Here is a 23,408-nt window from a genome sequence, read left to right as displayed (position 1 = left end):
TTTTTTATGCCTGAAGTTTGCCGACGCCCAAATAAAAACGGGGCGACCCTCGGCCACCCCGTTCACCGCGCATCGCATCGGTCAGATAAACGAAAACGCGTCGCCAAACATATGCGCTTCCAGCGCGCCGCGCTCGGCGCAGAAACGCTCGCGGGCGATTTTCGCCATCTCGAAACGCCCGGCGATGTAAATATCATGCTCCGCCAGCGTGCCGAAATCCTGCAGCACCGCGCTGAGCACGGTGCCACTGCGGCCGCGCCATTCGGCTTCCGGCTGCTCGACCACCGGGATCACCTTCAGATTCGGATGCTGCAACGACAGCGCTTCCAGCTCGCTCAAATCGTACAGGTGCTTCAGCTCACGCCCGCCCCAGTAGATTGAAATGTCGCGATCCGGCTGCTGCTCCAGCGCGGTCAACAAGATTGAACGCGCGTAAGAGAAACCGGTGCCGCCGGCGATCAGCACCAGCGGACGGCTGCCCTCTTCCCGCAGCCAGGCGTCGCCGTGCGGCACGTCAACGGTGATCGCCTGCTCTTTCAGGATGCGATCCATCACCGCCATGGCATACAGATTCAGTTCCGAAGCGCCAATGTGCAGCTCGATATAATCTTGCTGCGTCGGGGTTGATGCCAGTGAGAACGGACGCTTGTCGCGCTCATCCATCACCACCATCAGATATTGCCCTGCCTTGAAAGAAAACGGCTGCTCGGGCACCAGACGTACCCGATAAACCGTATCGGTAATGGCCTCTACCGAGGTCACTTTACAGCTCAATATTGTCATGCGTTCCCTCTGTCGGGTCATCAATGCAAAGCTGAGAACAGAGCCTGACGCTATAACGTCGGTTCCCTGTCACTGAAGATTGCGAGCTCATCCCAGATTTCGTCGACGCGCGCACGTACCTTTTCATCCATCTGAATCGGACGGCCCCATTCGCGATCGGTTTCACCCGGCCATTTATTGGTGGCGTCCAGCCCCATCTTCGAACCCAGGCCGGAAACCGGCGAGGCGAAGTCCAGATAGTCGATCGGCGTATTCTCCACCAGAACGGTATCCCTTGCCGGATCCATTCGTGTGGTGATCGCCCAAATCACATCGTTCCAGTCGCGCGCATTGACGTCATCGTCACAGACGATAACAAATTTGGTGTACATAAACTGCCGCAGGAACGACCAGACGCCCATCATCACGCGTTTCGCGTGGCCGGCGTACTGTTTTTTCATGGTCACTACCGCCAGGCGGTAAGAGCACCCTTCCGGCGGCAGATAGAAATCGACGATTTCCGGGAACTGCTTTTGCAGGATCGGTACGAACACTTCATTCAGCGCCACGCCCAGGATCGCCGGCTCATCCGGCGGGCGACCGGTGTAGGTCGAGTGGTAGATCGCGTTGCGGCGCTGGGTGATGTGAGTAACGGTGAACACCGGGAACTGGTCGATTTCATTGTAGTAACCGGTGTGGTCGCCGTAGGGGCCTTCCGGCGCCATTTCACCCGGCTCGATATAGCCTTCAAGCACGATTTCGGCGCTGGCGGGCACTTCCAGATCGTTGGAAAGGCACTTCACGACTTCGGTTTTGTTGCCGCGCAGCAACCCGGCAAAGGCGTATTCGGACAAGGTATCAGGCACCGGCGTGACCGCACCGAGGATGGTAGCGGGATCGGCGCCCAGCGCCACCGCAACCGGGAAACGCTCGCCCGGGTGCGCCTGGCACCACTCCTGATAATCCAGCGCGCCGCCGCGATGCGACAGCCAGCGCATGATCACTTTATTCTTGCCCAGCACCTGCTGGCGATAGATGCCGAGGTTTTGCCGTTCCTTATGCGGGCCGCGGGTCACGGTCAGCCCCCAGGTGATCAGCGGCGCGGCGTCTTCCGGCCAGCAGTGCATCACCGGAATACGGCTGAGATCGACATCGTCACCCTGCCATACCTGCTCCTGACAAGGCGCGGATCCCAGCACCTTGGTCGGCATGTTCAGCACCTGCTTGAACTTCGGCATTTTGTCGAACAGATCGCGGAAGCCTTTCGGCGGCTCCGGTTCTTTGAGGAACGCCAGCAGTTTGCCGACTTCGCGCAGCGCGCTGATGTCTTCCTGCCCCATGCCCATCGCCACGCGATTGGCGGTGCCGAACAGGTTGCACAGCACCGGCATGTCATACCCTTTCGGGTTTTCAAACAGCAGTGCCGGACCGCCCGCTCGCAGGGTGCGATCGGCAATCTCCGTCATTTCCAGGTAAGGATCGATCGGCTGGCTGATGCGTTTTAGTTCCCCTCTCTTCTCCAGCAACGAGAGGAAATCGCGTAAGTCACGGTATTTCATGCTGATCATTATAACGGCCAGTGGGGAGGGCATTATAAGCCCTCTTCACGGTTGTTGCTGCAATTTTGTTAACGCCGCCCGCCGCCGGGTGGCCCTCAGCCGCAGTTGAACGGCACCAGCGCAGCCAGCGCGCGCGTATCCTGATATTCACGCGTCTCCTCACCGTGGCGGAACACCTTGAAGCCCTGCCCGTTAGCGCTGAAGTAACGCAGCGCATTGCCTTCAACGTGCAGCAGGCTACCTTCACGCAGCGCCACCACCGATTCGCTTGGGTTGATCGCGCAGAACTCCGCCAGGCGCTCGTCACGGGTTTCGCCCATGTGGCCGCTGATATGCGCGTCGATGTAGTGCGGGTTGATCTGCACCGGGAACAGCCCCAGCGCCGGCAGCACCACGCTGCAGCGCACCGGCATGTCATTGGTGGTGCGAATGCTCGGCGTGGCCACGTTGCAACCGGCGCTCCAGCCGACGTAAGGCACTTCACGCTCGCGCACCGCGCGCTGGATGGGCACGATCAGGCCTTGCTCGTGCAGCATTTGGTTCAGCAACCAGGTATTGCCGCCGCTGACCAAAATGCACTCCGCCTGCGCGATCGCCGCCGCCGGTGAAGCGGCATGGTGGATGCTGGTGACTTCAATGCCCAGCGTTTGCGCCAGTTCCTGCGCACGCTGGTCGTAGTCGTAACGAATCAGGGCGTAAGGGATAAAGACGGCGGATTTGATGCCGCGACGCGCAATCATCGCCAGCAACTGGCTTTTAGCGTACCCCAGCAGCTCGGCTTCGCCAGACAGCTTGCCGTTGCTCAACAGAAACAGCTCCATTTCTTTCCCCCTCGGTCGAAAACGATGAATAGCGTCACAGCCGGCGGCGCTACGCCTGTCATACTGTGACGGTAACAAATTTTTAGCCCTCTGTTATACCAGCGCCGTATCGATAAGTGTGTGACCCCTCGCTAATAGCCGCAGATTCATAGAGATAGGTGATGTTACACGCTGAAACTTGCATCACTATGTATCCGGAATAGCTTTTGATATGCTTACCGGCTGGCAGAAAGGCATGTGAAACTATGGAATCCTGGTATCTACTTTATTGCAAACGCGGTCAGTTGTTGCGGGCGCAGGAACATCTGGAACGGCAGCAGGTAAACTGCCTCAGCCCGATCATCACGCTGGAAAAGATCGTGCGTGGTAAGCGCATCGCGGTCAGCGAACCCCTGTTTCCCAACTATCTGTTTGTGGAGTTCGACCCGGAGCGCATTCACACCACCACCATCAGCGCCACCCGTGGCGTCAGCCACTTCGTGCGTTTCGGCGCGTTGCCGAGCGTCATCCCGAGCAAGGTGATCGATGAACTGCGCACGCACGCCTGCGAAACCTATGTCGATCCGGAAACCCCACAGCCGGGGGATACCGTTCTGATCGTCGACGGCGTGTTCGAAGGGCTGCAGGCGATCTACACCGAGCCGGACGGCGAAGCGCGTTCCATGTTGTTGCTGAACCTGATCAACAAGCAGGTCAGCCAAAGCATCGACAACCGACAGTTCCAGAAGATGTAATGCAAAAGGCGCCCTCAGGCGCCTTTTTGTTGGCTCATTTTACGCTTAGCGGCGCATCGCGTCGTCGTGCAGCCACTGGGCGACACGCTTGGCGAAGTAGGTCAGCACGCCGTCGGCGCCGGCGCGTTTAAAGCACATCAACGATTCCATCACCGCAGGTTGCTCCTGCAGCCAGCCGTTCTGAATCGCCGCCATATGCATCGCGTACTCGCCGGACACCTGATAAGCGAAGGTTGGCACACCGAAGGTATCCTTCACGCGGCGCACAACGTCGAGGTACGGCATGCCCGGTTTCACCATCACCATATCCGCACCTTCCTGCAGATCCTGCGCAATCTCCTGCAGCGCTTCGTCGCTGTTGGCCGGATCCATCTGATAGGTCTTCTTGTTGCCGCCCTTCAGATTGCCGCTGGAGCCCAACGCATCGCGGAACGGGCCGTAGTAGCAGGAAGCATACTTGGCGGAGTAGGCCATGATCTGGGTATTCACCAGGCCCTGCAATTCCAGACGATCGCGGATCGCCCCGATGCGGCCGTCCATCATGTCGCTCGGCGCCACGATTTCCGCGCCCGCTTCAGCATGGGACAGCGCCTGACGCACCAGAATGTCTTTGGTCACGTCGTTAATCACATAACCCTGCTCATCGATCACCCCGTCCTGCCCATGCGTGGTGTAGGGATCGAGCGCCACGTCGGTCAGAATGCCCAGTTCAGGCACCGCGTCTTTCAGCGCGCGCACCGTGCGCTGTACCAACCCTTCAGGATTATAGGCTTCTTCCGCATGCAGCGATTTCAGGCTCGGTTCGATCACCGGGAACAGGGAAATCACCGGCACGCCAAGTTTGGCGATGGTTTCCGCTTCCTTGACCAGCAGATCGATCGTCATGCGCGATACGCCCGGCATCGAGGCCACTTCTTCCTGGCGGTTGCTGCCTTCCATGACAAACACCGGATAAATCAGGTCGTTGACCGTCAGTTGATTCTCGGCCACCAGGCGGCGGCTGAAGTCGTGACGGCGCACGCGGCGCATACGGCGACCAGGGAAGGTGCCCGGAAATGCATAGCTCATAGTTTTCTCCTAGCTCAAACCAGCCGGAATAGCCGGCGGGCGTTCTCATCGGTTTTTTGCCCCAGCCATTGCGGCTCTTCCCGCCGCCAGACGGCGACCTGCTGCACGATGTGGGGCAGGAAACAGGGTTCGTTGCGGCGAGATGCGGGTTTAGGCTGTAAATCCCGGGGCAACAGATAAGGGGCGTCAGTTTCCAGCAGCAGACGCTCGGCTGGGATCTGCGGCAACAGTGCGCGCAGTTCCAGGCCGCGCCGCTCGTCGCAGACCCAACCGGTAATCCCGATCGACAAACCCAGCGACAGGCAGCTTGTTAATTCTTCGGCGGTGCCGGTGAAGCAGTGCACCACGGCCGCGGGCAGTTTATCCAACCACGGCGTCAGTAGCTCGGCAAAACGTGCGTGTGCGTCGCGGCAATGCAGAAACACCGGCAGCGCCAACTCCGCCGCCAGCGCCAGCTGCGCGGTGAACGCCGCTTCCTGCTGCGCGGGCGTCGAGAAGTTGCGATTGAAATCCAGGCCGCATTCGCCGATCGCCGCCACGTCAGGGCGTGCGGCTAACGCATAAATCTGCTCGGCGGCGTGTTCATCCCAACCACTGGCGTAGTGCGGATGCACACCGGCGGTAGACCAACAGTAACCCGCATGTTGCTGCGCCAGTTCCGCCGCTTCGCGGCTCTCTGCCAGATCGGTGCCGATAATCAACATCCCGGTAACGCCCGCCGCGCGGGCGCGCTCCACCACCGCCTGGCGATCTTTGGCGAATTGGCTGCTGGTCAGATTAACGCCGATATCAAACATGATTTTTTCCAAAGCAAAAGCCGCCCAATGGGCGGCTTCGCAATCAATGTGGATCAGGAGGCTGGGGGTTCGTCACCCTCGTCTTCTTCTTCCGCTTGCGGACGACGTTTGCCGGTATAGAAGCGAGCGAAGAACACCCCCACTTCAAACAGCAGATACATCGGTATTGCCAACAAGGTTTGCGAGAACACGTCTGGCGGCGTCAACAGCATGCCGACCACAAACGCGCCAACCAACACATACGGCCGTTTCTTCTTCAGATCTTCCGGCGAGGTGACGCCACTCCAGCACAGCAGAATGATGGCGACCGGCACTTCGAAGGCAACGCCGAACGCCATAAACAGCGCCATGACGAAATCGAGGTAGTTTTTAATGTCGGTCGCAATGGTCACCCCCATCGGCGCGGTCTTGGCGAAGAAGCCGAAGGCCAGCGGGAACACGATGAAGTAGGCGAAAGCCATGCCGAGGTAGAACAGCAGGCTGCTGGACACCAGCAGCGGCATCATCAGGCGGCGTTCATGCTTGTACAGCGCCGGCGCGATGAATGCCCACACCTGATACAAAATCATCGGCGCGGAGACGAACACCGAGACGATCATGGTCAATTTGATCGGGGTAAAGAACGGTGACGCCACGTCAGTGGCGATCATGCTCGCCCCGGCCGGCAACTGCTTCAGCAGCGGCGCAGACACCAGTTGGTAGATGTCGTTGGCGAAAAACACCAGCACCACGAACACCGCCAGCACGCAAATAATCGAGTTCAACAGCCGCTTGCGCAGCTCTATCAGATGACTGATAAGGGGTTGGGTATCTTCAACAGCCATGTATTAACGATCGCCACTAGGTTGGTGAGACGCTGGGGTTTTATCCGCAACAGGTTCGACAGGTGCCGACGCGGTTTCCACCGGCGCTTTAGCCGGTTGCGCCGCCACCGGCGCGACGGCTTCAGGTTCCGTGGCCGGTTTTGGCACGGCGGCGGGCGCGTTGGCGCGGGTTGCCGCTTCCGCCGGCGTCACGCCGTCGTGCAAGGCTTCCGGATCGGTAATCTGCGGGTTATGAATGGTGTTCGCCAGCTCTTCTTTCTCGCCCTGGTAGGTGCGTTTCAATGATTCCGCCGCGTCTTTCAGCTCATCCATCGACGCCTTCAGTTCCGGCGTCAGGTTCTGCAAGCCAGCCTGTTCCGCTTTTTTCAGGCTGTCCTGCAGTTCCTGCAGCTTCAGTTCCTGAGACAGTTCGTGCTGCACCGAGGCCGCCAGCGAGCGCAGCGCGCGGATCCAGCCCGATACCGTTCTGACCGCGACCGGCAAGCGTTCCGGCCCCAGAACAACCAGGCCGATCACCAGCACCAGCAGCAGCTCACTAAACCCAATGTCAAACACGGTTTATACCTGCTCTTTGTTCTTCGACTCTTCCGGTTTCACTTCCGGCTGCTTTTCGGTAATAGGCTTGGCCGAGAAGTCAGCGTCATCCAGGCTGCTTTTCTCAGCCGTGTTGGGGGTCGACGGCGTATCGTCGCCGATCGCCTTCTTGAAGCCCTTGATCGAGGCGCCGAGATCGGAGCCCAGCGTGCGCAGTTTTTTGGTACCGAACAACAGCACCACGATCACTGCGATGATCAACAATTGCGTAATACTAATACCGCCCATTTTAATTACCTCTAATTTTAAAGGGTCTTTTAAAGCCAGCCCGCATTATAGGGCCGACTTTACCAGAGTGACGAATTAAATCAGGTGGTTCGCTTCCAGCCAATCACCCAGCATACGATGCCGGCGGCCATCATCCAGGCGGGAAACACCTCGATTTGCCCCAGCAGCAGCAGCGTGCCGCTTACCAACAGTGTAGCGCCAACGCCGAACAAATAACGTGACTGCCCCTGACGAACCCGCTGAGCCTGCATCTGGTTGGTCAGCTTATCAACGCTTTGTTGCAACAGTTTATGCTGCTGCAGGCTGTCGTAAAACAGCTCGGGCAGTTCCGGCAGCTTCTCCGCCCAGAACGGCGCTTTCTCTTTCAGCGCACGCACCACGGCAGGAATGCCGACCTGATCGCGCAGCCAGCTCTCGAGGAACGGCTTGGCGGTAGTCCACAGATCCAGCTGCGGGTAGAGCTGACGCCCCAGACCTTCAACATACAGCAAGGTCTTCTGCAATAACACCAGCTGCGGCTGCACTTCCATATTGAAGCGTCGTGCAGTGTTGAACAGGTTCAGCAGCACGTTGCCGAAGGAAATCTCCGCCAGCGGCTTCTCGAAAATCGGCTCGCACACGGTGCGGATGGCGAATTCGAAGTCTTCCACGTTGGTGTCGCGCGGCACCCACCCGGAGTCGACGTGCAGTTCCGCCACCTTGCGGTAATCGCGATTGAAGAAGGCGATGAAGTTTTCCGCCAGGTAGCGTTTATCATCCTTGTTCAGCGAACCGACGATGCCGCAGTCGATACCTATGTAGCAAGGATCTTCCGGATGTTCGTAGCTGACGAAAATATTACCGGGATGCATGTCCGCATGGAAGAAGCTGTCGCGGAAGACCTGGGTAAAGAACACCTGGACGCCGCGTTCCGCCAACAGTTTCATGTTGGTGCCCTGCTGTTCCAGCGTGGCGATGTCCGATACCGGAATGCCGTAAATGCGCTCCATCACCAATACGCTTTCGCGGCAGTAGTCGGAATAAACTTCCGGTACGTACAGCATGGGGCTGCCGTCGAAATTGCGGCGCAGCTGAATGGCGTTAGCCGCTTCGCGCAGCAGGTTCAACTCGTCCAGCAGGGTTTTCTCGTACTCGCGTACCACTTCGCGCGGGCGCAAACGGCGACCGTCCGGCAACAGCTTCGGCACCCAGCCTGCCAGCCGGTACATCAGACGCACGTCGGCCTTGATAATCGGCCCGATATCCGGCCGGATCACCTTCAGCACCACTTCCTGGCCGGTGGTTTTCAGCCGCGCGGTATGCACCTGCGCGATCGAGGCAGAGGCCAGCGGCTGCTGATCGAAGTCATCAAACCAGGTCTCCAGCGGGCCGCCCATCGCCAGCTCGATATGCTTACGCGCCAACGCGCCATCGAAAGGCGCCACCCGATCCTGCAGCAGCGTCAGCTGATCGGCAATGTGCGGCGGAAACAGATCGCGGCGGGTCGACATCATTTGGCCGAACTTGATCCAGACCGGCCCCAATTCCTGCAGCGCCAGCCGCAGACGTTCACCCAACGGTTTGTCCTTATGCCGATTCGGCATCCAGAACAGCAGCCGGCGGCCAAAGCGCAGCGGCAGCGTCAAACGCATTTTAGGGATCAGCTCGTCCAGCCCGTAGCTGAGAAAAACGCGGACGATAAAATACAAACGGCGCAGTTCGCCTGGGGTCATCGCTTGCCCTCCAACTTGTCCATGCGGGCAGACAGCGCCTCCGCGCTGCGGGCGAGTGCGTCAACTTCTTCGTTGAACCACACCACTTCCAGCGGCCCCGGCGCCAGGCGCCACTCTTCGGTCAACGCCTCCGCCATCCCCTGCTGCCGGCGCATAAAGCCAGCTTTCAGCAGCGAGGCGCCTTTACCCAGCGCCTGTGTAATGCCTTGGGCGGCAATATCGCCGATGTAGGGCGCCAGCCATTCCGCCGGATCCCACTCCGCCAGATCGAGCAGGCCAACCAACTGTTGCACCACCTGAATATCGCCTTCCACCGTCAATTCGCCGCTGCGCATCAGCACCGGCAGCTGCTGGCGATCGCGCAGCTTAAGTAAGGCGGGAATGCGGCTACGCACGGTGCAATCGGCGCTGTCTTCAGACTGCCCCAGCACATCCACGCGCAGTTCGCTGAACACCAGCACCAGCGGTGAAGCCAGCTCTTCCAGTTCGATGCGCAGCACCTTGCCCGCCAGGCGTTGGCGGGCGGCTTTCATGCTGCGATCGCGAAACAGCAGGTTATTCAGCGAGGTTTCCAACGCGCCGGTCAGCAGAGGGGTAAACAGCATCGGCATCTCCCTCTCAGAACTTGAAGCCGCGATGCAGGGCGACAATCCCACCGGTCAGGTTGAAATAGGTGACGTTTTCAAAACCGGCGTTGCCCATCATGCCCTTCAGGGTTTCCTGATCGGGGTGCATGCGGATCGATTCCGCCAGGTAACGGTAGCTGTCAGGATCTTTCACCACCAACTCGCCGATCTTCGGCAGCACGTGGAAAGAGTAGGCGTCATAGGCTTTGCTCAGCGGCGCCAGCAGCGGCTTGGAGAACTCCAGCACCAGCAGACGGCCGCCCGGTTTCAGCACGCGGAACATCGAGCGCAACGCTTTGTCTTTGTCGGTGACGTTACGCAGGCCAAAGGAGATGGTGATGCAATCGAAGTAATTGTCCGGGAACGGCAGCGCTTCGGCGTTGGCCTGCACGTAATTGATGTTGCCGACGATGCCGCGATCGCGCAGCTTCTCGCGCCCCATCTTGAGCATCGAATCGTTGATGTCCGCCAGCACCACCTGCCCCTGCTCGCCGACCATGCGGGAGAACTTGGCGGCCAGGTCGCCGGTACCGCCGGCCAGATCCAGCACGCGCTGCCCGCGGCGCACGCCGCTGCAGTCAATGGTGAAACGCTTCCAGATACGGTGAATACCGAACGACATCAGGTCGTTCATCACGTCATACTTTGCCGCTACCGAATGAAAAACGTCCGCCACCATGGCCTGTTTTTCGTCTCTAGCGACGGTGCGAAAACCGAAATCGGTGGTTTCCTGCGATTGATCTGCCATTGTCCTGCCTGCTATTCAGTCAATTTTGTGTGGATGAGTGTACCAGAAGCCCGGGAAATACCCCACCTCGCCACGGCCTCAGCCGTGCGAAACGAAGCCCGATTCCCCGGTGGTATCGTCATCGTCGTTCGTCTGCGGCAGCGCGGCGACATCATCGTCGTTCGCCTCTTCCGCTTCATCGTGTTGCGCGCCGGCTTGCTGCGCCAGCAGCGGGTTTATCGGCCGTTTGACTTCAACCCCCAACGCGCGGAAACCTTCAATTTGGCCGATAAGATTACCACGGCCTTCGCTCAGTTTGTTCATCGCCTGACGATAACTGCCCTGCGCCTTGTCCAGGCTCTGCCCCAGTGCGGACATATCGTCCACGAACAGCCGCATCTTGTCATACAGTTTCGCCGCGCGATCGGCGATGCGCTGGGCGTTCTGGCTCTGATGCTCATAGCGCCACAGGTTGGTGATGGTACGCAGCGCCACCAGCAACGTGGTCGGGCTGACCAGCATGATGTTGTGCTTAAGCGCTTCGCTGATCAGCTCCGGCTCGCGATCGATAGCCAGCAGGAAGGCGGGCTCGACCGGAATGAACATCAGCACATAGTCCAGAGAACGCAGCCCCGGCAGCTGCTGGTAGTCCTTGCGACCCAGCATGCGGATGTGGCCGCGCAGCGAGGCAATATGTTCGCTCAGCGCCGCTTCGCGCTCCGCCTCATCCTCGCCGTTGAAATAGCGCTCGTAGGCGATCAGCGACATCTTGGCATCGATCACCACATCCTTGCCCTGCGGCAGGCGTACGATCACATCAGGCTGCATGCGGCTCTGATGATCCACCCGCACGTTGACCTGCGTTTCATACTCATGCCCTTCGCGCAGACCGGAGGCCTCCAGCACCCGGCTCAGCACCACCTCGCCCCAGTTGCCCTGCGTTTTGTTGTCGCCTTTCAGCGCCTTGGTGAGGTTGATCGCCTCACGCGCCATCTGCGCGTTCAACTGCTGCAGATTGCGTATCTCATGCGTCAGCGTGTGGCGCTCCCGCGCTTCCTGGCCGAAGCTGTCCTGCACCTGACGGCGAAAACCGTCCAGCTGTTCGCGCAACGGCAGCAGTAAACGATCCAGGCTTTGCTTATTTTGCTCGTCAACCTTGCGGCCGCTGTGTTCAAAAATGCGGTTGGCGAGGTTTTCAAACTGGGTGGTGAGGCGCTGTTCGCTGTTGATCAGCAGACGCTGTTTCTCCTCCGCCGCCATGCGCGTCTCTTCCAGACGGATGGTGACTTCGCGCAGCTCAGCCTCCTGCGCGCTGTTAACCTCGCGCTGGGCGCGCAGCTCTTGGTTGAGCAGCTCGCATTCGTTGCGCCAATGGGTGAGCTGTTGCAGCTTCTCATGCCCGGCCGCCAGTTGGCTGTGCAGATTGCGCAGCTCCAGCTCGCTCTGGCGCAACTGCTGCTCGTGGCGCTGTAGCGTTTCCTGCCGCACGGCCGTTTCCTGCTGCGCCTGCTGCAACGCTTGCTCCAGCAACCGCAGTTCGGTTTCATGTTGCGCATGCGTCTGCTGCACCCGCAGACTGGCGATCAGCCACCCCAACAGCATGCCGATCGCGACGCCGCCAATCCCATAAATCAGACTGGTATCCACCCTGCCTCCTGTTGCACCTAGCCGTTGCGGCGTTTTGCTCGCCCATTGCCCGTCACGTTAAGGGGAGGCTGTATGGATGTCCAGCCTGATTTTGCCGGCCGCGCACAATATTGCGCGGCGCTGCGCAATTTAGCGAGAAATCAGCCCAGCCACTGGCTGAGCCACTTGATGCCGAATGCCCCCGGCGCCAGAATGCCAAACGCCCAGATCATCGCCGACGTGACGTTGGCCAGCTGGAAATAGCGCTGCGGCATGCCGCAAATGCCGCCCACCAGCGGCACCACGGCGCGCAGCGGGCCGAAGAAGCGGCCGATGAAAATGCCCAGCACGCCCCAGCGCTCGAAGAAGGCGTGGCCGCGCGCCAGCAGCTGCGGATTGCGCGACAGCGGCCACATATGGGCCACGCGATCCTGATAGTGATAGCCGATCCAGTAAGAGAGCCAGTCGCCGAAAAACGCCCCGGCGGCGGCGGCGGCCCAAATCGGCCAAAAGGCGATGCCGCTTTCGCCGATCAGCGCGCCCAACGCCAGCAGGATCACCGTGGCCGGCAGCAGCAGCGACAAAAACGCCAGCGACTCGCCGAACGCCAGGAAGAAAATGATGGGAATGGCCCAGCCTTCGTGCTGACGCACGACATCGCTGACCCAGTTGATAACGTCATTGAGGCTCAATACGGGGCTCCTGATACGCGATGGTTCGCCGCCTAGGATAAGCCGGGGCGAGTTAAACCCCGGCTAAACACGCGGCAATTTACTCGAGGTAGAATGCCTGCAGCGCTTCGCGCTGGGCCGCGCCCAGGCCGTATTCCGCTTCCAGCCAGCGGTCGGTGGAGCCGTATTGCCGGCGGATGCAGCCCAGCGCCGTCATCAGGAACTCCTCGCGCGCGCTGAGCACGTAGGCGAATTGCTCCAGCGCCGCCGCATTCAGCTTGATAGAGAGCTGATCCAGCATCTGTTCGCGGAAAGTGGCCAGCGTGGTTTCGGTCAGCAGATAGTCTTCCAGCACCGTCGCTTCGTCGGCCCCCAGCGCGAACAGCACCAACGCCGAACCGACCCCGGTGCGATCCTTGCCGACCGCGCAGTGTTGCACGATCGCGCCGCCGCCAGGGTTGCTCAACAGCTGCGCCAGCCGCTGATAGGCCGCATTGCCGAACGGCAGACGGCGATACAGCTCCAGCATGAACGCACGAGCGTCGAAAGCGGCCAGCGTTTCGTTGGTGAGCTTTTCCAGGTTGGCGTTGACTTCGCTGCTCAGCGGGTTGGCCGGCACATGGTGATAGTCGGCGCCATTCCACAGAATATCCGGTTTGGCCTGCACCTCGTCGGCATCGCGGTAGTCCAGCACCGAACGCACCGGCACTCCAGCGAGGAAAGTGCAGTCGTTTTCCGTCAGCCGCTCGAGAGAACCGGAGCGGAACAGCAGGCCGCGTTTGATGCGGCGCCCGTCGGCCACGCCGTTGCCGCCGAAGTCACGGAAGTTAATGCCGCCGTCGAGCGGCGCAAGCGAAGGATGAAGCAGGATCTGGGCGGTCATAAACGTCCTCGTTGTTTTTGTTATGACAACGCGCGGCAGCCATCGGCGCAGCGCTGAGGAGTATCACCGTAACAGATTAGCCGCGAATGGAAAAACGGGCCGCGTCGGCGGCCCGTTGAGGGGAGGCGATTACAGCAGACGGCGGGCGGCGTCCACCACGATCTGCACCGCTTTGCTTTCGGTGTTTTTCATGGTTTCGGCGTTCGGGATCTCTTGCTGGGTGCGGTTAACGATCACCCCAGCCACCATGCCGGCGCGCAGGCCTTGGCTGGCGCACATGGTCAGCAGCGTGGCGGATTCCATTTCATAGTTCATCACGCCCATCGCCTGCCACTCTTCCATCGAGCCTTTAAAACGGCTGACCACGCGGCCGGAGTAGGTGTCGTAACGTTCCTGGCCCGGGTAGAAAGTATCGGAAGAAGCGGTTACGCCAATGTGGGTGGTCGCGCCGCTGGCTTTGGCCGCTTCCACCAGCGCGGTGGTGCAGGCGAAGTCCGCGACCGCCGGAAACTCCATCGGCGCAAAGTGCAGGCTGGCGCCGTCGAGGCGTACCGCCGCCGTAGTCACCAGCACGTCACCGACGTTGATATTGGCCTGAATGGCGCCGGTGGTGCCGATGCGCAGGAAGGTGCGAATGCCCAGCTGCGCCAGCTCTTCCACCGCGATAGAGGTAGACGGGCCGCCGATACCGGTGGAGCAGACGATCACCGCCTTGCCGTCCAGCTCTGCGCGCCAGGTGGTGAATTCACGATGGGAGGCCAGATGCACCGGATTTTCCATCAGCTTGGCAATCTTCTCTACGCGCTGCGGATCGCCCGGCACGATGGCAAGCTGGGCCCCTTGTAAATCGTTCTTGGTGAGGCCGAGATGAAAAACGTCAGACTGAGACATACGAGACTCCTCATGGATCATGTTTATTGGGAGGAACAAAAAAGCACTCTACTGAAAATCGCCGCTTAATTTCGTGACGATGGTCACTATGAAAAGAGAAACAAATGACATGCTACATATTTTTTGTGAATTAAGTCACAAAAAACCCATTAATGAGCCGCCCTCAAACCGCTAAACCTCAGTCTAGCCGATAAACCTTGCCGCTCCCTGCCCGTTGGTTGCCGACTGAAACTATTTAGCGCATCAATTCGAAATACCCCCATCTTATCGGTTGCTTAGGGACAAAAAAGCCCTCTAACGCACCTTATGGCACTTACGCGGGCCAAAACGCGTAATAACATGATAAAAAGCGCTTAAAAATGCCGCAAAGCCAGATAATTAGCCGTTTTTTATCGACTTGTCCGAAAGTGCGCCACGCAGCGCCAATAATGGGTAATCTTTCCTATAGTTAATCTCAGCGCTTTTTTCTATTGCACGGAGACCGCAATGAAAACCGAACATGTGATGACATTAGAACAGGCTCAGGGGGGATTCGCCCCGGCCGCCGCGCCGTTGGCCACCTCCGCGATTATCACCGACGAACAGGGCATTCACGCCGGGCAAACGACCATCCCTTCTCAGGGCGACGCGCTGCCGGCCTACGTCGCCAAACCCGCCGACCATAACGGCCCCTTTCCCATCGTGCTGGTGGTGCAGGAAATCTTCGGCGTCCATGAACATATTCAGGATCTGTGCCGTCGCCTGGCCAAGCAGGGCTATCTGGCGATCGCGCCCGAGCTCTATTTCCGCCAGGGCGATGCCAACGACTACAGCGATATCGGCGAGCTGTTCCAGCAGTTGGTGACCAAGGTGCCGGATCGTCAGGTGTTGTCCGATCTGGATCACGCCGCGCACTGGGCTATTCGCCACGGCGGCGACGCCGGCAAGCTGGCGATCACCGGTTTCTGCTGGGGCGGCCGCATTACCTGGCTGTACGCGGCGCACAACCCGCAGTTGAAGGCGGCGGTCGCCTGGTACGGCAAACTGGTCGGCGAGAAAACGCTGAATTCACCGAAGCATCCGGTCGATGTCGCAACCCACCTGTCAACGCCGGTGCTGGGGCTGTATGGCGGGCAGGACAGCGGCATTCCGCTGGAGACGGTGGAAACCATGCGTCAGGCGATCCGCGCCGCCAACGCCGAGGCCGAAATCGTGGTATATCCTGGCGTCGGGCACGCATTCAACGCCGACTATCGCCCCAGCTACAACGCCGAAGCGGCGGAGGACGGCTGGCAGCGCATGCTGGCGTGGTTCGCCCAGCACGGCGTCAAATAATGTCCCTCGCATAAAAAAGGGCGCCGAAGCGCCCAATCATCACACCAGTAAATCTATAAGCGGCGGTTCATCCGCCGCACGGCATCACGCGTGCTCGCGCAGGCGCTGCGCCGCCAATACCATGTTGGCCAGCGACTGCCGGGTTTCCGGCCAGCCGCGAGTTTTCAGGCCGCAATCCGGATTGACCCACAGGCGTTCCGCCGGGATGTTCTGCGCCGCTTTACGCAGCAGCGCTTCGATCCATTCCACGCTCGGCACGTTCGGCGAGTGGATGTCGTAGACGCCCGGCCCGATTTCGTTCGGGTATTCGAACTCTTTGAAGGCTTCCAACAGATCCATATCGGAACGCGAGGTCTCGATGGTGATCACGTCGGCGTCCAGCGCGGCGATGGATTCCATGATGTCGTTGAACTCGCAGTAACACATGTGGGTGTGGATCTGGGTGTCATCCCGCGCCACGGCGGCATTCAGTTTGAAGGCGTCCACCGCCCAATTCAGGTAGGCGGCCCAGTCGGATTGGCGCAGCGGCAGCCCCTCGCGCAGCGCAGGTTCGTCGATCTGGATGATGCCGATGCCGGCTTTTTCCAGATCCTCCACCTCGTCGCGCAGCGCCAGCGCAATCTGCTTGGCGATCACTTCGCGGGTCACATCTTCACGCGGGAACGACCAGCACAGGATGGTCACCGGCCCGGTCAGCATGCCTTTCACCGGTTTGTCGGTCAGCGACTGGGCGAATTTGGCCCATTCGACGGTGATGGCTTCCGGGCGGCTGACGTCACCGATGATGACCGGCGGCTTCACGCAGCGGGAGCCGTAGCTCTGCACCCAGCCGTTCTGGGTAAACACGAAGCCGTCGAGGTTCTCGCCGAAATACTCCACCATGTCGTTGCGCTCGGCTTCACCGTGCACCAGCACGTCCAGCCCGAGACGTTCCTGCTCGACAATCGCCTGTTTGATGTGCTCACCGATGCTGGTGCGGTAGTTATTGCCGTCCAAACGGCCCTGTTTGAAGTCGAGACGCAGGCCGCGGATCTCGGTGGTCTGCGGGAACGAACCGATGGTGGTGGTCGGCCAGGCCGGCAGGTTGAAACGCTCGCGCTGCGCCCTGGCGCGCTCGGCGTAAGCGCTGTGGCGTTCACTGTCCTGCGCGGTGATCGCGGCCAGCCGGCGCTCAACCTGTGGGTTATGCACACGGCTCGACTGACGACGGGCGCGGATCGGCGCGCTGTAGGCGTCCAGTTCAGCCTGTTTCGCCGCGTCAGGCGCGTTCAGCGCAGAGCTCAACAGCGCCAGTTCGGCGCATTTTTGCAGCGCGAAGGCGAACCAGCTTTTCACTTCTTCGTCCAGACGGCTTTCCACACTCAGGTCGATCGGGCTGTGCAACAGTGAACAAGAGGAGCCAATCCACAGCGGGCGAGTACCCACCAGCGGCTGCAAGCGCTCAAACCAGCGGCTCAGATCGGCGCGCCAAACGTTGCGGCCGTTGATCACCCCCAGTGACAGCAGCCAGTCTTTCGGCAATGCGGCGCTCAGCGCGGCGATATCGTCATGACCGGCGACCAGATCGACGTGCAGCCCCTGCACTTGCAGCGTGCGAATGGTGTCGAGGTTATGGCCGACGCTGTCGAAATACGTGGTCAACAGCAGCTTCACCTGCCCCTGCAGCGCATCGTAAGCCGGTTTGAACGCGTCCAGCCAGGCTTGCGGCAGCTCCAGCACCAGCGCAGGCTCGTCAATTTGCACCCACTCAACGCCGCGCTTCGCCAGCTCGGCCAGCACCTGCTGGTAAACAGGCAGAATCTCTTTCAGCAGCGACAGGCGGTCGAACGGCTCACCCTTCACTTTCCCCAGCCACAGATAGGTCAGCGGCCCCAGCAGCACCGGCTTGATGCGATGGCCGAGCGCCAGCGCTTCATCCACTTCGTCCAACAGCTGAGTCCAGCCCAGCTTGAACTGCTGGCCTTGCTGGAATTCGGGCACCATGTAGTGGTAGTTGGTGTTGAACCATTTGGTCATTTCCGCCGCGGCCGCCGGCTCGCCGGTCGGTGCGCGGCCACGGCCGATGCGAAACAGCGTGTCCAGATCAATAGAGCCATCCGCATTCTGATGGCGCGCCGGCACATTCCCCAGCAGCAGGCTGGTGGTCAACACATGATCGTACCAGGCGAAATCGCCGACCGGCACCAAATCCACCCCGGCCTGTTGTTGCTGCTGCCAATGACGAGCGCGCAGCTCGCGGCCAACCGCCAACAGCTCTTCCTGCGTTGAGTTGCCGGCCCAGTAGCTTTCCTGAGCTTTTTTCAGCTCACGTCGTAGCCCAACGCGAGGAAAACCCAGTGTGTGATTCAAAATTGCCATCGTCATATTCCCCATTTAGCCGTCCAGATGTTTACACATCCATAATCAGCAGGTACTGTATTAACCACAAGCGCAATTTATTCACTGTCAATGTGAAGGACTCTCATGATCGAACTGAAACATTTACGGACGCTGCAGGCTCTGCGCAACAGCGGTTCGCTGGCGGGGGCGGCGGCCCAACTTCATCAGACGCAGTCTGCCCTGTCGCACCAGTTCAGCGATCTTGAGCAACGTCTGGGCTTCAAGCTGTTCGTCCGCAAGAGCCAACCGCTGCGCTTCACCGCCCAGGGCGAGATCCTGCTGCAGCTGGCGGAACAGGTGCTGCCGCAGATCCAACAGGCGCTGCAGGCCTGCCACGAGCCGCACCAGACCACGCTGCGCATCGCCATCGAATGCCACAGCTGCATTCAGTGGCTGACGCCGGCGCTGGACAACTTCCGCCAGCGTTTCCCGCAGGTGGTGATGGACTTCACTTCCGGCGTGACTTTCGATCCGCAGCCGGCCCTGCAACAGGGCGAGCTGGATCTGGTGATGACGTCGGATATTCTGCCGCGCAGCGGCCTGCACTATTCGCCGATGTTCGATTTCGAGGTGCGTCTGGTGCTGGCGCCGGATCATCCGCTGGCCGGCAAGCCGCACATCGAGCCAGAAGACTTGAGCGATGAAACGCTGTTGATTTACCCGGTGCAGCGCCAGCGGCTGGATATCTGGCGGCATTTCCTGCAGCCGGCGGGCGTTAACCCGGCATTGAAGAACGTCGATAACACACTGCTGCTGATCCAGATGGTATCGGCGCGGATGGGGATTGCGGCGCTGCCGCACTGGGTGGTGGAGAGTTTCGAACGGCAGGGGCTGGTGGTGACCAAAACCCTGGGTGACGGCCTGTGGAGCCGCCTGTACGCCGCCGTGCGCGACGGCGAACAGCGCCAGGCGGTGACCGAAGCCTTTATCCGCTCGGCCCGCCAGCACGCCTGCGATCATCTGCCGTTCGTGCGCGATGCGGCACGCCCCGGCGCGACCGGCGCCAAAGCGTTGGCGGCCGGCGTATAAACTGTCGGCCCCCCGTTTAGCCGAGCTGTTTCGGCGCCACCCAGCGGCGGTGCACCCACAGCGAAGTGACGATCACCGCCCCGCCGATGATAAAGCTCGGCCAGTGCGGCTGCTGCTGCCAGATAGCCAGGTTGACCAACAAGCCGGCCGGCACATGCATGTTGTTCATGATGCCGAGCGTGCCGGCATCCACCTGCGTCGCGCCGTAGTTCCACATGAAATAGCCCAGCCCCGACGCCACCACGCCCAGCCAGATCAGCACGCCCCACTGCAGGTTGGTGGTTGGCAGCTGCTGCGGATTGCCCCACAGGAACCAGGCCACTACCGCCACCGCCGCCGCCCCCAGGTAGAACCAGGAAAAGGCGGTGTGCTGCGGCAAGGGGTGCACTTCCATCAGGCGCTTATAGCCGACCATGCCGATGGCGAAGCTGATGTTCGCCGCCTGCACCAACAGCAGCCCCCACCAGAAGTGTTCGCTCAGTTGGTGATAGCGAATGATCGCCGCGCCCAGCACCGCCAGCAGCGCGCTGAACACATAGCCCCAGCGCAGACGGCGGCCGCTCAGTAAGTCGTAGATCAGCGTGATGTACAGCGGCGTCAACACGGTGAACAGCAGGAATTCGGGTACCGTCAGGTAGAGATAGGCGCGGAAGCTGAACAGATACATGATGCCCAGCTGGAAGGCGCCCACCAGCATATACAGCAGGATCACCCTGGGCTTGATATTGCGCCAGCGCAGGAACGGCAGGAACACCAGCGCCGCCAGCCCGATGCGCACCAGCGCCGAGAACCCGCTGTCGACATGGCCCGCCAGGTACTCGCCGATCAGGCTGAAAGAAAACGCCCACAGGATGGTGGTTATAACCAAAAGCAGCACGATGGGTTCACCCTAAAAAGACCGAAAGGGCGATTGTAACGGAAGATGGACGCATAAGGGGATGAAAGGCGGTTTACATCTGAACAAAAGACAAACTACCAGCAAAATTTCACCGCTGAGTTAGGCTTAATAAAAAGGCGAGGTAACCATCATGAAAACGTCTCACATTCTGTTCGCTCTGCTGTTACTGCCTGGGTTGGCGGCGGCGGCCAACGGCGTAACCGACCTGCGCTCACAGCAGCAGTTACTCAACCAAAACAGCCAGCAGGCGCAGCAACAGCGCTTGTTGAACAACCGGCAGATGGATCAACGCCGCCTGCAGCAGCAGCGACAGTTCGACAATCAACGGCAACAGCTGTTGCAAACCACGCCGAACGGCGGGCAACTGCTGCCTAACGGCAACCAGCCGCGCGATCCGTTCAATCGCACCGCGCCGGCGGTGCCGCAGGCGCCGCTGCCGGCTACGCCCGCACGCCCATAACGGTGAGGATCAGCGGCGTGGTGATCGCCGCCAGCACGGTGGACATCACCAGGCTGGTGGCGGCAGGGCCGGTGAGCGTATTGAACTGGCGCGACATCAGGTAGACGTTCACCCCCACCGCCATCGACCCAAGCAGCACCACAACCCGGGTCTCCATCGGCGGCAGATCCATCATCCAGGCCAGCAGCCAAATCACCAACGGCTGTACCAGCAACTTCAGCACGCAGATGGCGCTGCTCAGCTGCCAGCCTTCGCTGATGCGGTACTCGGCGAGCCCCATGCCAAGCACCACCAGCGACAGCGGCGCCGCCACCTGGCCGAGCATGCTGACCGGTCGATCGACGAAGTCCGGCAGCGGCAAGCCGGTCAGGCTAAACAGCGTGCCGGACAAAATGCCGACGATCAGCGGGTTGGTCAGCACGCTGCGCGCGGTTTTAGCAAAGCCCCCCAGCGTCGGCGAGCCGTTGCGCGCCCATTCGATCGACACCGTGACCAGCGTCCACAGGATCAGGCCGTTGAACACCAGCACCAGCGCCACCGACGGGATCGCCGCCTGCCCCAGCATTACGCTGGCGATCGGTAAACCGAGCATCACGTTATTGGAGAAAATACCGCCCAGCGCAAACACCGATCCGGCGACGCCATCCAGCCGGAAGAGGTGCCGGGCGACCAGGCGGCCAAGCACGAACACGATCAGGCAACTGCCGAAGAACGCGATCAACAGCCGGGCGTCGACCGCCGGGCGCTGCGAGAAGTCGCACATCATGCGAAACAGCATGGCGGGCAAGGCGAGGGAAAACACGAAACGCGTCAGGCCATCGGTGATGCTGGAGGGCCATTTCCCCCAGCGAATCAGCCCATAACCCAACGCGATCAGGGCGAACAGCGGTAAAGACAGCACGATCTGGTGCCACAGTGACATCATAAAGCCTGGCATCGCATTCCTTCCGTTGGCGCGGCGGCAAGGCTTGTCGTCGCGGGATTTATCGGCGCCGGATTAAAAATCCGAGCCAATCAAATCTATCCGGTCGGTGCAAATGCAGTCAACGCCCCAGTCGAGCAGCAGGCGCGCGCGATCCGGTTGGTTGACGGTATACACCAGAATGCGCAGCCCGGCGTCTTTCAACGCGTTCACCCGCTCGGCGGTCAGCGCTTTGTGGTCGATATGCAGCGAGACGCAGTCCAGACGCTCCGTCAGCTCGCGCCAGTTGTCGTCCCACTCCTCCAGCAGCAGGCCACGCGGCAAATCCGGCACGGTGCGCTGCGCCGCCGCCAACGCTTCCACCGAGAAGGAGGAGAGCAGCGGGTCGGTCTGCCCTTGCCACAGCAACCGCGCCGCCAGCGCCACCACCCGCCCGGTTTCATCGTCGCTGCCGGTGGTCGGTTTGATCTCGATATTGGCCATCAGGCCGTGTTCCCGGCAGCGTTCCGCCACCTCCGACAGCAGCGGCAGCCGCTCGCCCTTGAAGGCCGAACTGTACCAGTTGCCGGCGTCCAGCTGCACCAGTTTGTCCCACGGCAGTTCGCCCGCCACGCCCCAGCCGTTGCTGGTGCGATCCAGCGTATCGTCATGCAGCAGGAAAATTTGTCCGTCCTGCGCCAGTTTGGCGTCGAACTCGATCATCTTGTGGCCGTGGCGCGCGCCGACGTCGATCGCCGCCAGGGTGTTTTCCGGCGCCAGAGAACCGCCGCCGCGGTGGGCGACAATATGTGGGTAAGGCCAGGGTCTCGTCATCAATCCATCCGTAATCCGCTGTGGGTGTCAAAGAAGTGCAGCGCCTGAGCAGGCAGCTGCAAATATAGCGTACTGCCCGCCGCCGGCAAGGTTTCATGCGACAGCCGCGCGATCACCCCGTGACCGCCCCACTGGCCGTGCGCCAGATTATCGGCTCCCAGCAGTTCCAGCGTCTGCAGCTGCAGCGGCACGCCCTGGCCTTGCGCCACCAGCTGAATATGCTCCGGCCGAATGCCCAGCGTCAACGGCCGTCCCGCCCACTGCGGCTTGGCCGCCGGCAACGGCAGCGCCATGCCGTCCGCCAGCAGCAGCTGGCCGCCGTCGGCGCTCAGGGTGCCGGGCAGCAGGTTCATCGCCGGCGAGCCGATAAAGCCGGCGACGAACAGCGAAGCCGGCCGCTGATATACCTCGCTCGGGGTGCCGATCTGCTCCGCCACGCCCTTGTTCATCACGATCACCCGCTGCGCCAGCGTCATCGCCTCCACCTGATCGTGGGTCACGTACAGGCTGGTGGTTTTCAGGCGTCGGTGCAGCTGCTGCAGCTCCAGGCGCATCTGCACCCGCAGCTTGGCGTCCAGGTTGGACAAGGGTTCATCGAACAGGAACACCGCCGGTTCGCGCACGATGGCGCGCCCCATCGCCACCCGCTGGCGCTGGCCGCCGGAAAGTTCGCGCGGCTTGCGCTTGAGCAACGGCTCCAGCTCCAGAATGCGCGCCGCCTCCTCCACCCGCTGGCGGATATGATCCTTGCCGAAACCGCGGATCTTGAGGCCGTAGGCCATGTTGTCGTACACGCTCATGTGCGGATAGAGCGCGTAGTTCTGGAACACCATCGCGATGCCGCGATCCTTGGGCTCCAGATCGGTCACGCGCCGGGTATCGATATAAATATCGCCGCTGGTGGTGCGCTCCAGCCCGGCCACCATCCGCAGCAGCGTGGATTTGCCGCAGCCGGACGGGCCGACCATCACGATGAATTCACCGTCCGCCACGTCGAGGTCGATCTGTTTGATCACCGGCGTTTTACCGTCGTAAGACTTGGTGACCGCCTGTAGTTTTAATCCTGCCAT

24 protein-coding genes are annotated in these 23,408 nt (G+C 60.7%); 4 read left to right on the top strand and 20 right to left on the bottom strand.

Annotation, left to right across the window (positions count from 1 at the left end):
- Nucleotides 1-81: 81 nt before the first annotated feature.
- The 3 genes from fre to pepE all read right to left on the bottom strand — a co-directional run bounded on the left by fre (nt 82) and on the right by pepE (nt 3,142).
- Entirely contained in the window at nt 82-783 is a 702-nt protein-coding gene (fre, locus tag ACJ8KE_RS19365; RefSeq protein WP_004934474.1) for an NAD(P)H-flavin reductase, read from the bottom strand.
- Between the two features lie 50 nt (nt 784-833).
- Nucleotides 834-2,354 carry a 4-hydroxy-3-polyprenylbenzoate decarboxylase gene (ubiD, locus tag ACJ8KE_RS19360; RefSeq protein ID WP_015376309.1) on the bottom strand — a complete coding sequence of 507 codons (1,521 nt, stop codon included), beginning with the start codon at nt 2,352-2,354 and terminating at the stop codon, nt 834-836.
- A 62-nt stretch (nt 2,355-2,416) separates the two neighbouring features.
- On the bottom strand, nt 2,417-3,142 hold the full coding sequence (gene pepE, locus ACJ8KE_RS19355) for a dipeptidase PepE (RefSeq protein WP_004934469.1): 726 nt from the start codon (nt 3,140-3,142) through the stop codon (nt 2,417-2,419).
- 245 nt (nt 3,143-3,387) lie between these two features.
- Between pepE and rfaH the strand changes: the two genes are divergently transcribed.
- Nucleotides 3,388-3,876 (top strand): transcription/translation regulatory transformer protein RfaH, encoded by a 489-nt coding sequence (rfaH, locus tag ACJ8KE_RS19350; RefSeq protein ID WP_016929445.1) that lies wholly within the window; start codon nt 3,388-3,390, stop codon nt 3,874-3,876.
- A gap of 45 nt (nt 3,877-3,921) precedes the next feature.
- Here rfaH and hemB read toward each other — a convergent pair whose 3' ends face one another.
- The 12 genes from hemB to udp all read right to left on the bottom strand — a co-directional run bounded on the left by hemB (nt 3,922) and on the right by udp (nt 14,523).
- Nucleotides 3,922-4,944 (bottom strand): porphobilinogen synthase, encoded by a 1,023-nt coding sequence (gene hemB, locus ACJ8KE_RS19345; RefSeq protein ID WP_004934463.1) that lies wholly within the window; start codon nt 4,942-4,944, stop codon nt 3,922-3,924.
- A gap of 14 nt (nt 4,945-4,958) precedes the next feature.
- A complete protein-coding gene (gene tatD, locus ACJ8KE_RS19340; RefSeq protein ID WP_442517347.1) occupies nt 4,959-5,741 on the bottom strand; it encodes a 3'-5' ssDNA/RNA exonuclease TatD in 783 nt (260 codons plus the stop codon).
- Nucleotides 5,742-5,794: 53 nt separating this feature from the next.
- The gene (gene tatC, locus ACJ8KE_RS19335; protein ID WP_033649673.1) at nt 5,795-6,565 is read right to left on the bottom strand and encodes a Sec-independent protein translocase subunit TatC; all 771 of its coding nucleotides are present in this window, start codon (nt 6,563-6,565) and stop codon (nt 5,795-5,797) included.
- A gap of 3 nt (nt 6,566-6,568) precedes the next feature.
- Complete coding sequence (gene tatB / locus ACJ8KE_RS19330; protein WP_442517346.1) at nt 6,569-7,120, bottom strand: Sec-independent protein translocase protein TatB; 552 nt, start codon at nt 7,118-7,120, stop codon at nt 6,569-6,571.
- Nucleotides 7,121-7,123: 3 nt separating this feature from the next.
- A complete protein-coding gene (gene tatA / locus ACJ8KE_RS19325; protein ID WP_016929449.1) occupies nt 7,124-7,387 on the bottom strand; it encodes a Sec-independent protein translocase subunit TatA in 264 nt (87 codons plus the stop codon).
- Nucleotides 7,388-7,467: 80 nt separating this feature from the next.
- A complete protein-coding gene (ubiB, locus tag ACJ8KE_RS19320) occupies nt 7,468-9,099 on the bottom strand; it encodes a ubiquinone biosynthesis regulatory protein kinase UbiB (RefSeq protein ID WP_004934451.1) in 1,632 nt (543 codons plus the stop codon).
- Nucleotides 9,096-9,704 (bottom strand): ubiquinone biosynthesis protein UbiJ, encoded by a 609-nt coding sequence (gene ubiJ, locus ACJ8KE_RS19315; RefSeq protein WP_016929450.1) that lies wholly within the window; start codon nt 9,702-9,704, stop codon nt 9,096-9,098. The genes ubiB and ubiJ overlap by 4 nt, the downstream gene beginning before the upstream one ends.
- A 13-nt stretch (nt 9,705-9,717) precedes the next feature.
- Nucleotides 9,718-10,473: a bifunctional demethylmenaquinone methyltransferase/2-methoxy-6-polyprenyl-1,4-benzoquinol methylase UbiE gene (ubiE, locus tag ACJ8KE_RS19310; RefSeq protein ID WP_004934443.1), complete on the bottom strand. Its 756-nt coding sequence runs from the start codon at nt 10,471-10,473 to the stop codon at nt 9,718-9,720.
- Between the two features lie 78 nt (nt 10,474-10,551).
- Nucleotides 10,552-12,099 (bottom strand): DNA recombination protein RmuC, encoded by a 1,548-nt coding sequence (rmuC, locus tag ACJ8KE_RS19305; RefSeq protein ID WP_261460249.1) that lies wholly within the window; start codon nt 12,097-12,099, stop codon nt 10,552-10,554.
- A 140-nt stretch (nt 12,100-12,239) separates the two neighbouring features.
- Entirely contained in the window at nt 12,240-12,770 is a 531-nt protein-coding gene (locus ACJ8KE_RS19300) for a DedA family protein (RefSeq protein WP_004934438.1), read from the bottom strand.
- Between the two features lie 79 nt (nt 12,771-12,849).
- Nucleotides 12,850-13,632, bottom strand: coding sequence for a tyrosine-protein phosphatase (locus ACJ8KE_RS19295; RefSeq protein WP_016929452.1), 783 nt, complete (start codon nt 13,630-13,632; stop codon nt 12,850-12,852).
- 129 nt (nt 13,633-13,761) lie between these two features.
- Nucleotides 13,762-14,523 (bottom strand): uridine phosphorylase, encoded by a 762-nt coding sequence (gene udp / locus ACJ8KE_RS19290; RefSeq protein WP_004934432.1) that lies wholly within the window; start codon nt 14,521-14,523, stop codon nt 13,762-13,764.
- A 486-nt stretch (nt 14,524-15,009) separates the two neighbouring features.
- On the opposite strand from udp, the gene ACJ8KE_RS19285 reads away from it, so the two are divergent.
- The gene (locus ACJ8KE_RS19285; RefSeq protein ID WP_033638980.1) at nt 15,010-15,837 is read left to right on the top strand and encodes a dienelactone hydrolase family protein; all 828 of its coding nucleotides are present in this window, start codon (nt 15,010-15,012) and stop codon (nt 15,835-15,837) included.
- Between the two features lie 84 nt (nt 15,838-15,921).
- On the opposite strand, the gene metE is transcribed toward ACJ8KE_RS19285, so the two are convergent.
- Nucleotides 15,922-18,210: a 5-methyltetrahydropteroyltriglutamate--homocysteine S-methyltransferase gene (gene metE / locus ACJ8KE_RS19280; protein ID WP_079452306.1), complete on the bottom strand. Its 2,289-nt coding sequence runs from the start codon at nt 18,208-18,210 to the stop codon at nt 15,922-15,924.
- A gap of 90 nt (nt 18,211-18,300) precedes the next feature.
- On the opposite strand from metE, the gene metR reads away from it, so the two are divergent.
- Nucleotides 18,301-19,245, top strand: coding sequence for an HTH-type transcriptional regulator MetR (gene metR / locus ACJ8KE_RS19275; RefSeq protein ID WP_016929455.1), 945 nt, complete (start codon nt 18,301-18,303; stop codon nt 19,243-19,245).
- Between the two features lie 16 nt (nt 19,246-19,261).
- Here metR and ACJ8KE_RS19270 read toward each other — a convergent pair whose 3' ends face one another.
- Nucleotides 19,262-20,122 carry a carboxylate/amino acid/amine transporter gene (locus ACJ8KE_RS19270; protein ID WP_440804310.1) on the bottom strand — a complete coding sequence of 287 codons (861 nt, stop codon included), beginning with the start codon at nt 20,120-20,122 and terminating at the stop codon, nt 19,262-19,264.
- Between the two features lie 151 nt (nt 20,123-20,273).
- Here ACJ8KE_RS19270 and ACJ8KE_RS19265 point away from each other — a divergent pair, with 151 nt between their 5' ends.
- On the top strand, nt 20,274-20,603 hold the full coding sequence (locus ACJ8KE_RS19265) for a hypothetical protein (protein WP_016929457.1): 330 nt from the start codon (nt 20,274-20,276) through the stop codon (nt 20,601-20,603).
- Here ACJ8KE_RS19265 and ACJ8KE_RS19260 read toward each other — a convergent pair.
- From ACJ8KE_RS19260 to ACJ8KE_RS19250, 3 genes are read right to left on the bottom strand one after another with little or no spacing between them, the layout of a single operon-like run.
- Entirely contained in the window at nt 20,584-21,540 is a 957-nt protein-coding gene (locus ACJ8KE_RS19260; RefSeq protein ID WP_016929458.1) for an AEC family transporter, read from the bottom strand. The genes ACJ8KE_RS19265 and ACJ8KE_RS19260 overlap by 20 nt on opposite strands.
- A gap of 60 nt (nt 21,541-21,600) precedes the next feature.
- Nucleotides 21,601-22,338, bottom strand: a complete 738-nt coding sequence (gene ugpQ / locus ACJ8KE_RS19255; protein WP_016929459.1) for a glycerophosphodiester phosphodiesterase — start codon at nt 22,336-22,338, stop codon at nt 21,601-21,603.
- Nucleotides 22,338-23,408: a sn-glycerol-3-phosphate import ATP-binding protein UgpC gene (locus ACJ8KE_RS19250; RefSeq protein ID WP_079450405.1), complete on the bottom strand. Its 1,071-nt coding sequence runs from the start codon at nt 23,406-23,408 to the stop codon at nt 22,338-22,340. Before ACJ8KE_RS19250 ends, ugpQ begins: the two co-directional genes overlap by 1 nt.

The sequence above is a fragment of the Serratia sp. CY56464 genome, assembly GCF_052168435.1.
Classification (GTDB): Bacteria; Pseudomonadota; Gammaproteobacteria; order Enterobacterales; family Enterobacteriaceae; genus Serratia; species Serratia marcescens.
This window is presented reverse-complemented; position numbering and strand designations above follow the sequence as displayed.

Excerpts from the sequence above, each read along its gene's own strand:
- metR (WP_016929455.1), top strand. The coding sequence starts at position 18,301 with ATGATCGAACTGAAACATTTACGGACGCTGCAGGCTCTGCGCAACAGC.
- ACJ8KE_RS19295 (WP_016929452.1), bottom strand. The coding sequence starts at position 13,632 with ATGACCGCCCAGATCCTGCTTCATCCTTCGCTTGCGCCGCTCGACGGC.
- udp (WP_004934432.1), bottom strand. The coding sequence starts at position 14,523 with ATGTCTCAGTCTGACGTTTTTCATCTCGGCCTCACCAAGAACGATTTA.
- ACJ8KE_RS19260 (WP_016929458.1), bottom strand. The coding sequence starts at position 21,540 with ATGCCAGGCTTTATGATGTCACTGTGGCACCAGATCGTGCTGTCTTTA.
- ACJ8KE_RS19285 (WP_033638980.1), top strand. The coding sequence starts at position 15,010 with ATGAAAACCGAACATGTGATGACATTAGAACAGGCTCAGGGGGGATTC.
- tatA (WP_016929449.1), bottom strand. The coding sequence starts at position 7,387 with ATGGGCGGTATTAGTATTACGCAATTGTTGATCATCGCAGTGATCGTG.
- ubiJ (WP_016929450.1), bottom strand. The coding sequence starts at position 9,704 with ATGCTGTTTACCCCTCTGCTGACCGGCGCGTTGGAAACCTCGCTGAAT.
- ACJ8KE_RS19250 (WP_079450405.1), bottom strand. The coding sequence starts at position 23,408 with ATGGCAGGATTAAAACTACAGGCGGTCACCAAGTCTTACGACGGTAAA.
- fre (WP_004934474.1), bottom strand. The coding sequence starts at position 783 with ATGACAATATTGAGCTGTAAAGTGACCTCGGTAGAGGCCATTACCGAT.
- hemB (WP_004934463.1), bottom strand. The coding sequence starts at position 4,944 with ATGAGCTATGCATTTCCGGGCACCTTCCCTGGTCGCCGTATGCGCCGC.
- ACJ8KE_RS19265 (WP_016929457.1), top strand. The coding sequence starts at position 20,274 with ATGAAAACGTCTCACATTCTGTTCGCTCTGCTGTTACTGCCTGGGTTG.
- pepE (WP_004934469.1), bottom strand. The coding sequence starts at position 3,142 with ATGGAGCTGTTTCTGTTGAGCAACGGCAAGCTGTCTGGCGAAGCCGAG.
- rfaH (WP_016929445.1), top strand. The coding sequence starts at position 3,388 with ATGGAATCCTGGTATCTACTTTATTGCAAACGCGGTCAGTTGTTGCGG.
- ubiD (WP_015376309.1), bottom strand. The coding sequence starts at position 2,354 with ATGCCCTCCCCACTGGCCGTTATAATGATCAGCATGAAATACCGTGAC.
- tatD (WP_442517347.1), bottom strand. The coding sequence starts at position 5,741 with ATGTTTGATATCGGCGTTAATCTGACCAGCAGCCAATTCGCCAAAGAT.
- ubiE (WP_004934443.1), bottom strand. The coding sequence starts at position 10,473 with ATGGCAGATCAATCGCAGGAAACCACCGATTTCGGTTTTCGCACCGTC.
- metE (WP_079452306.1), bottom strand. The coding sequence starts at position 18,210 with ATGGGGAATATGACGATGGCAATTTTGAATCACACACTGGGTTTTCCT.
- tatC (WP_033649673.1), bottom strand. The coding sequence starts at position 6,565 with ATGGCTGTTGAAGATACCCAACCCCTTATCAGTCATCTGATAGAGCTG.
- ubiB (WP_004934451.1), bottom strand. The coding sequence starts at position 9,099 with ATGACCCCAGGCGAACTGCGCCGTTTGTATTTTATCGTCCGCGTTTTT.
- ugpQ (WP_016929459.1), bottom strand. The coding sequence starts at position 22,338 with ATGACGAGACCCTGGCCTTACCCACATATTGTCGCCCACCGCGGCGGC.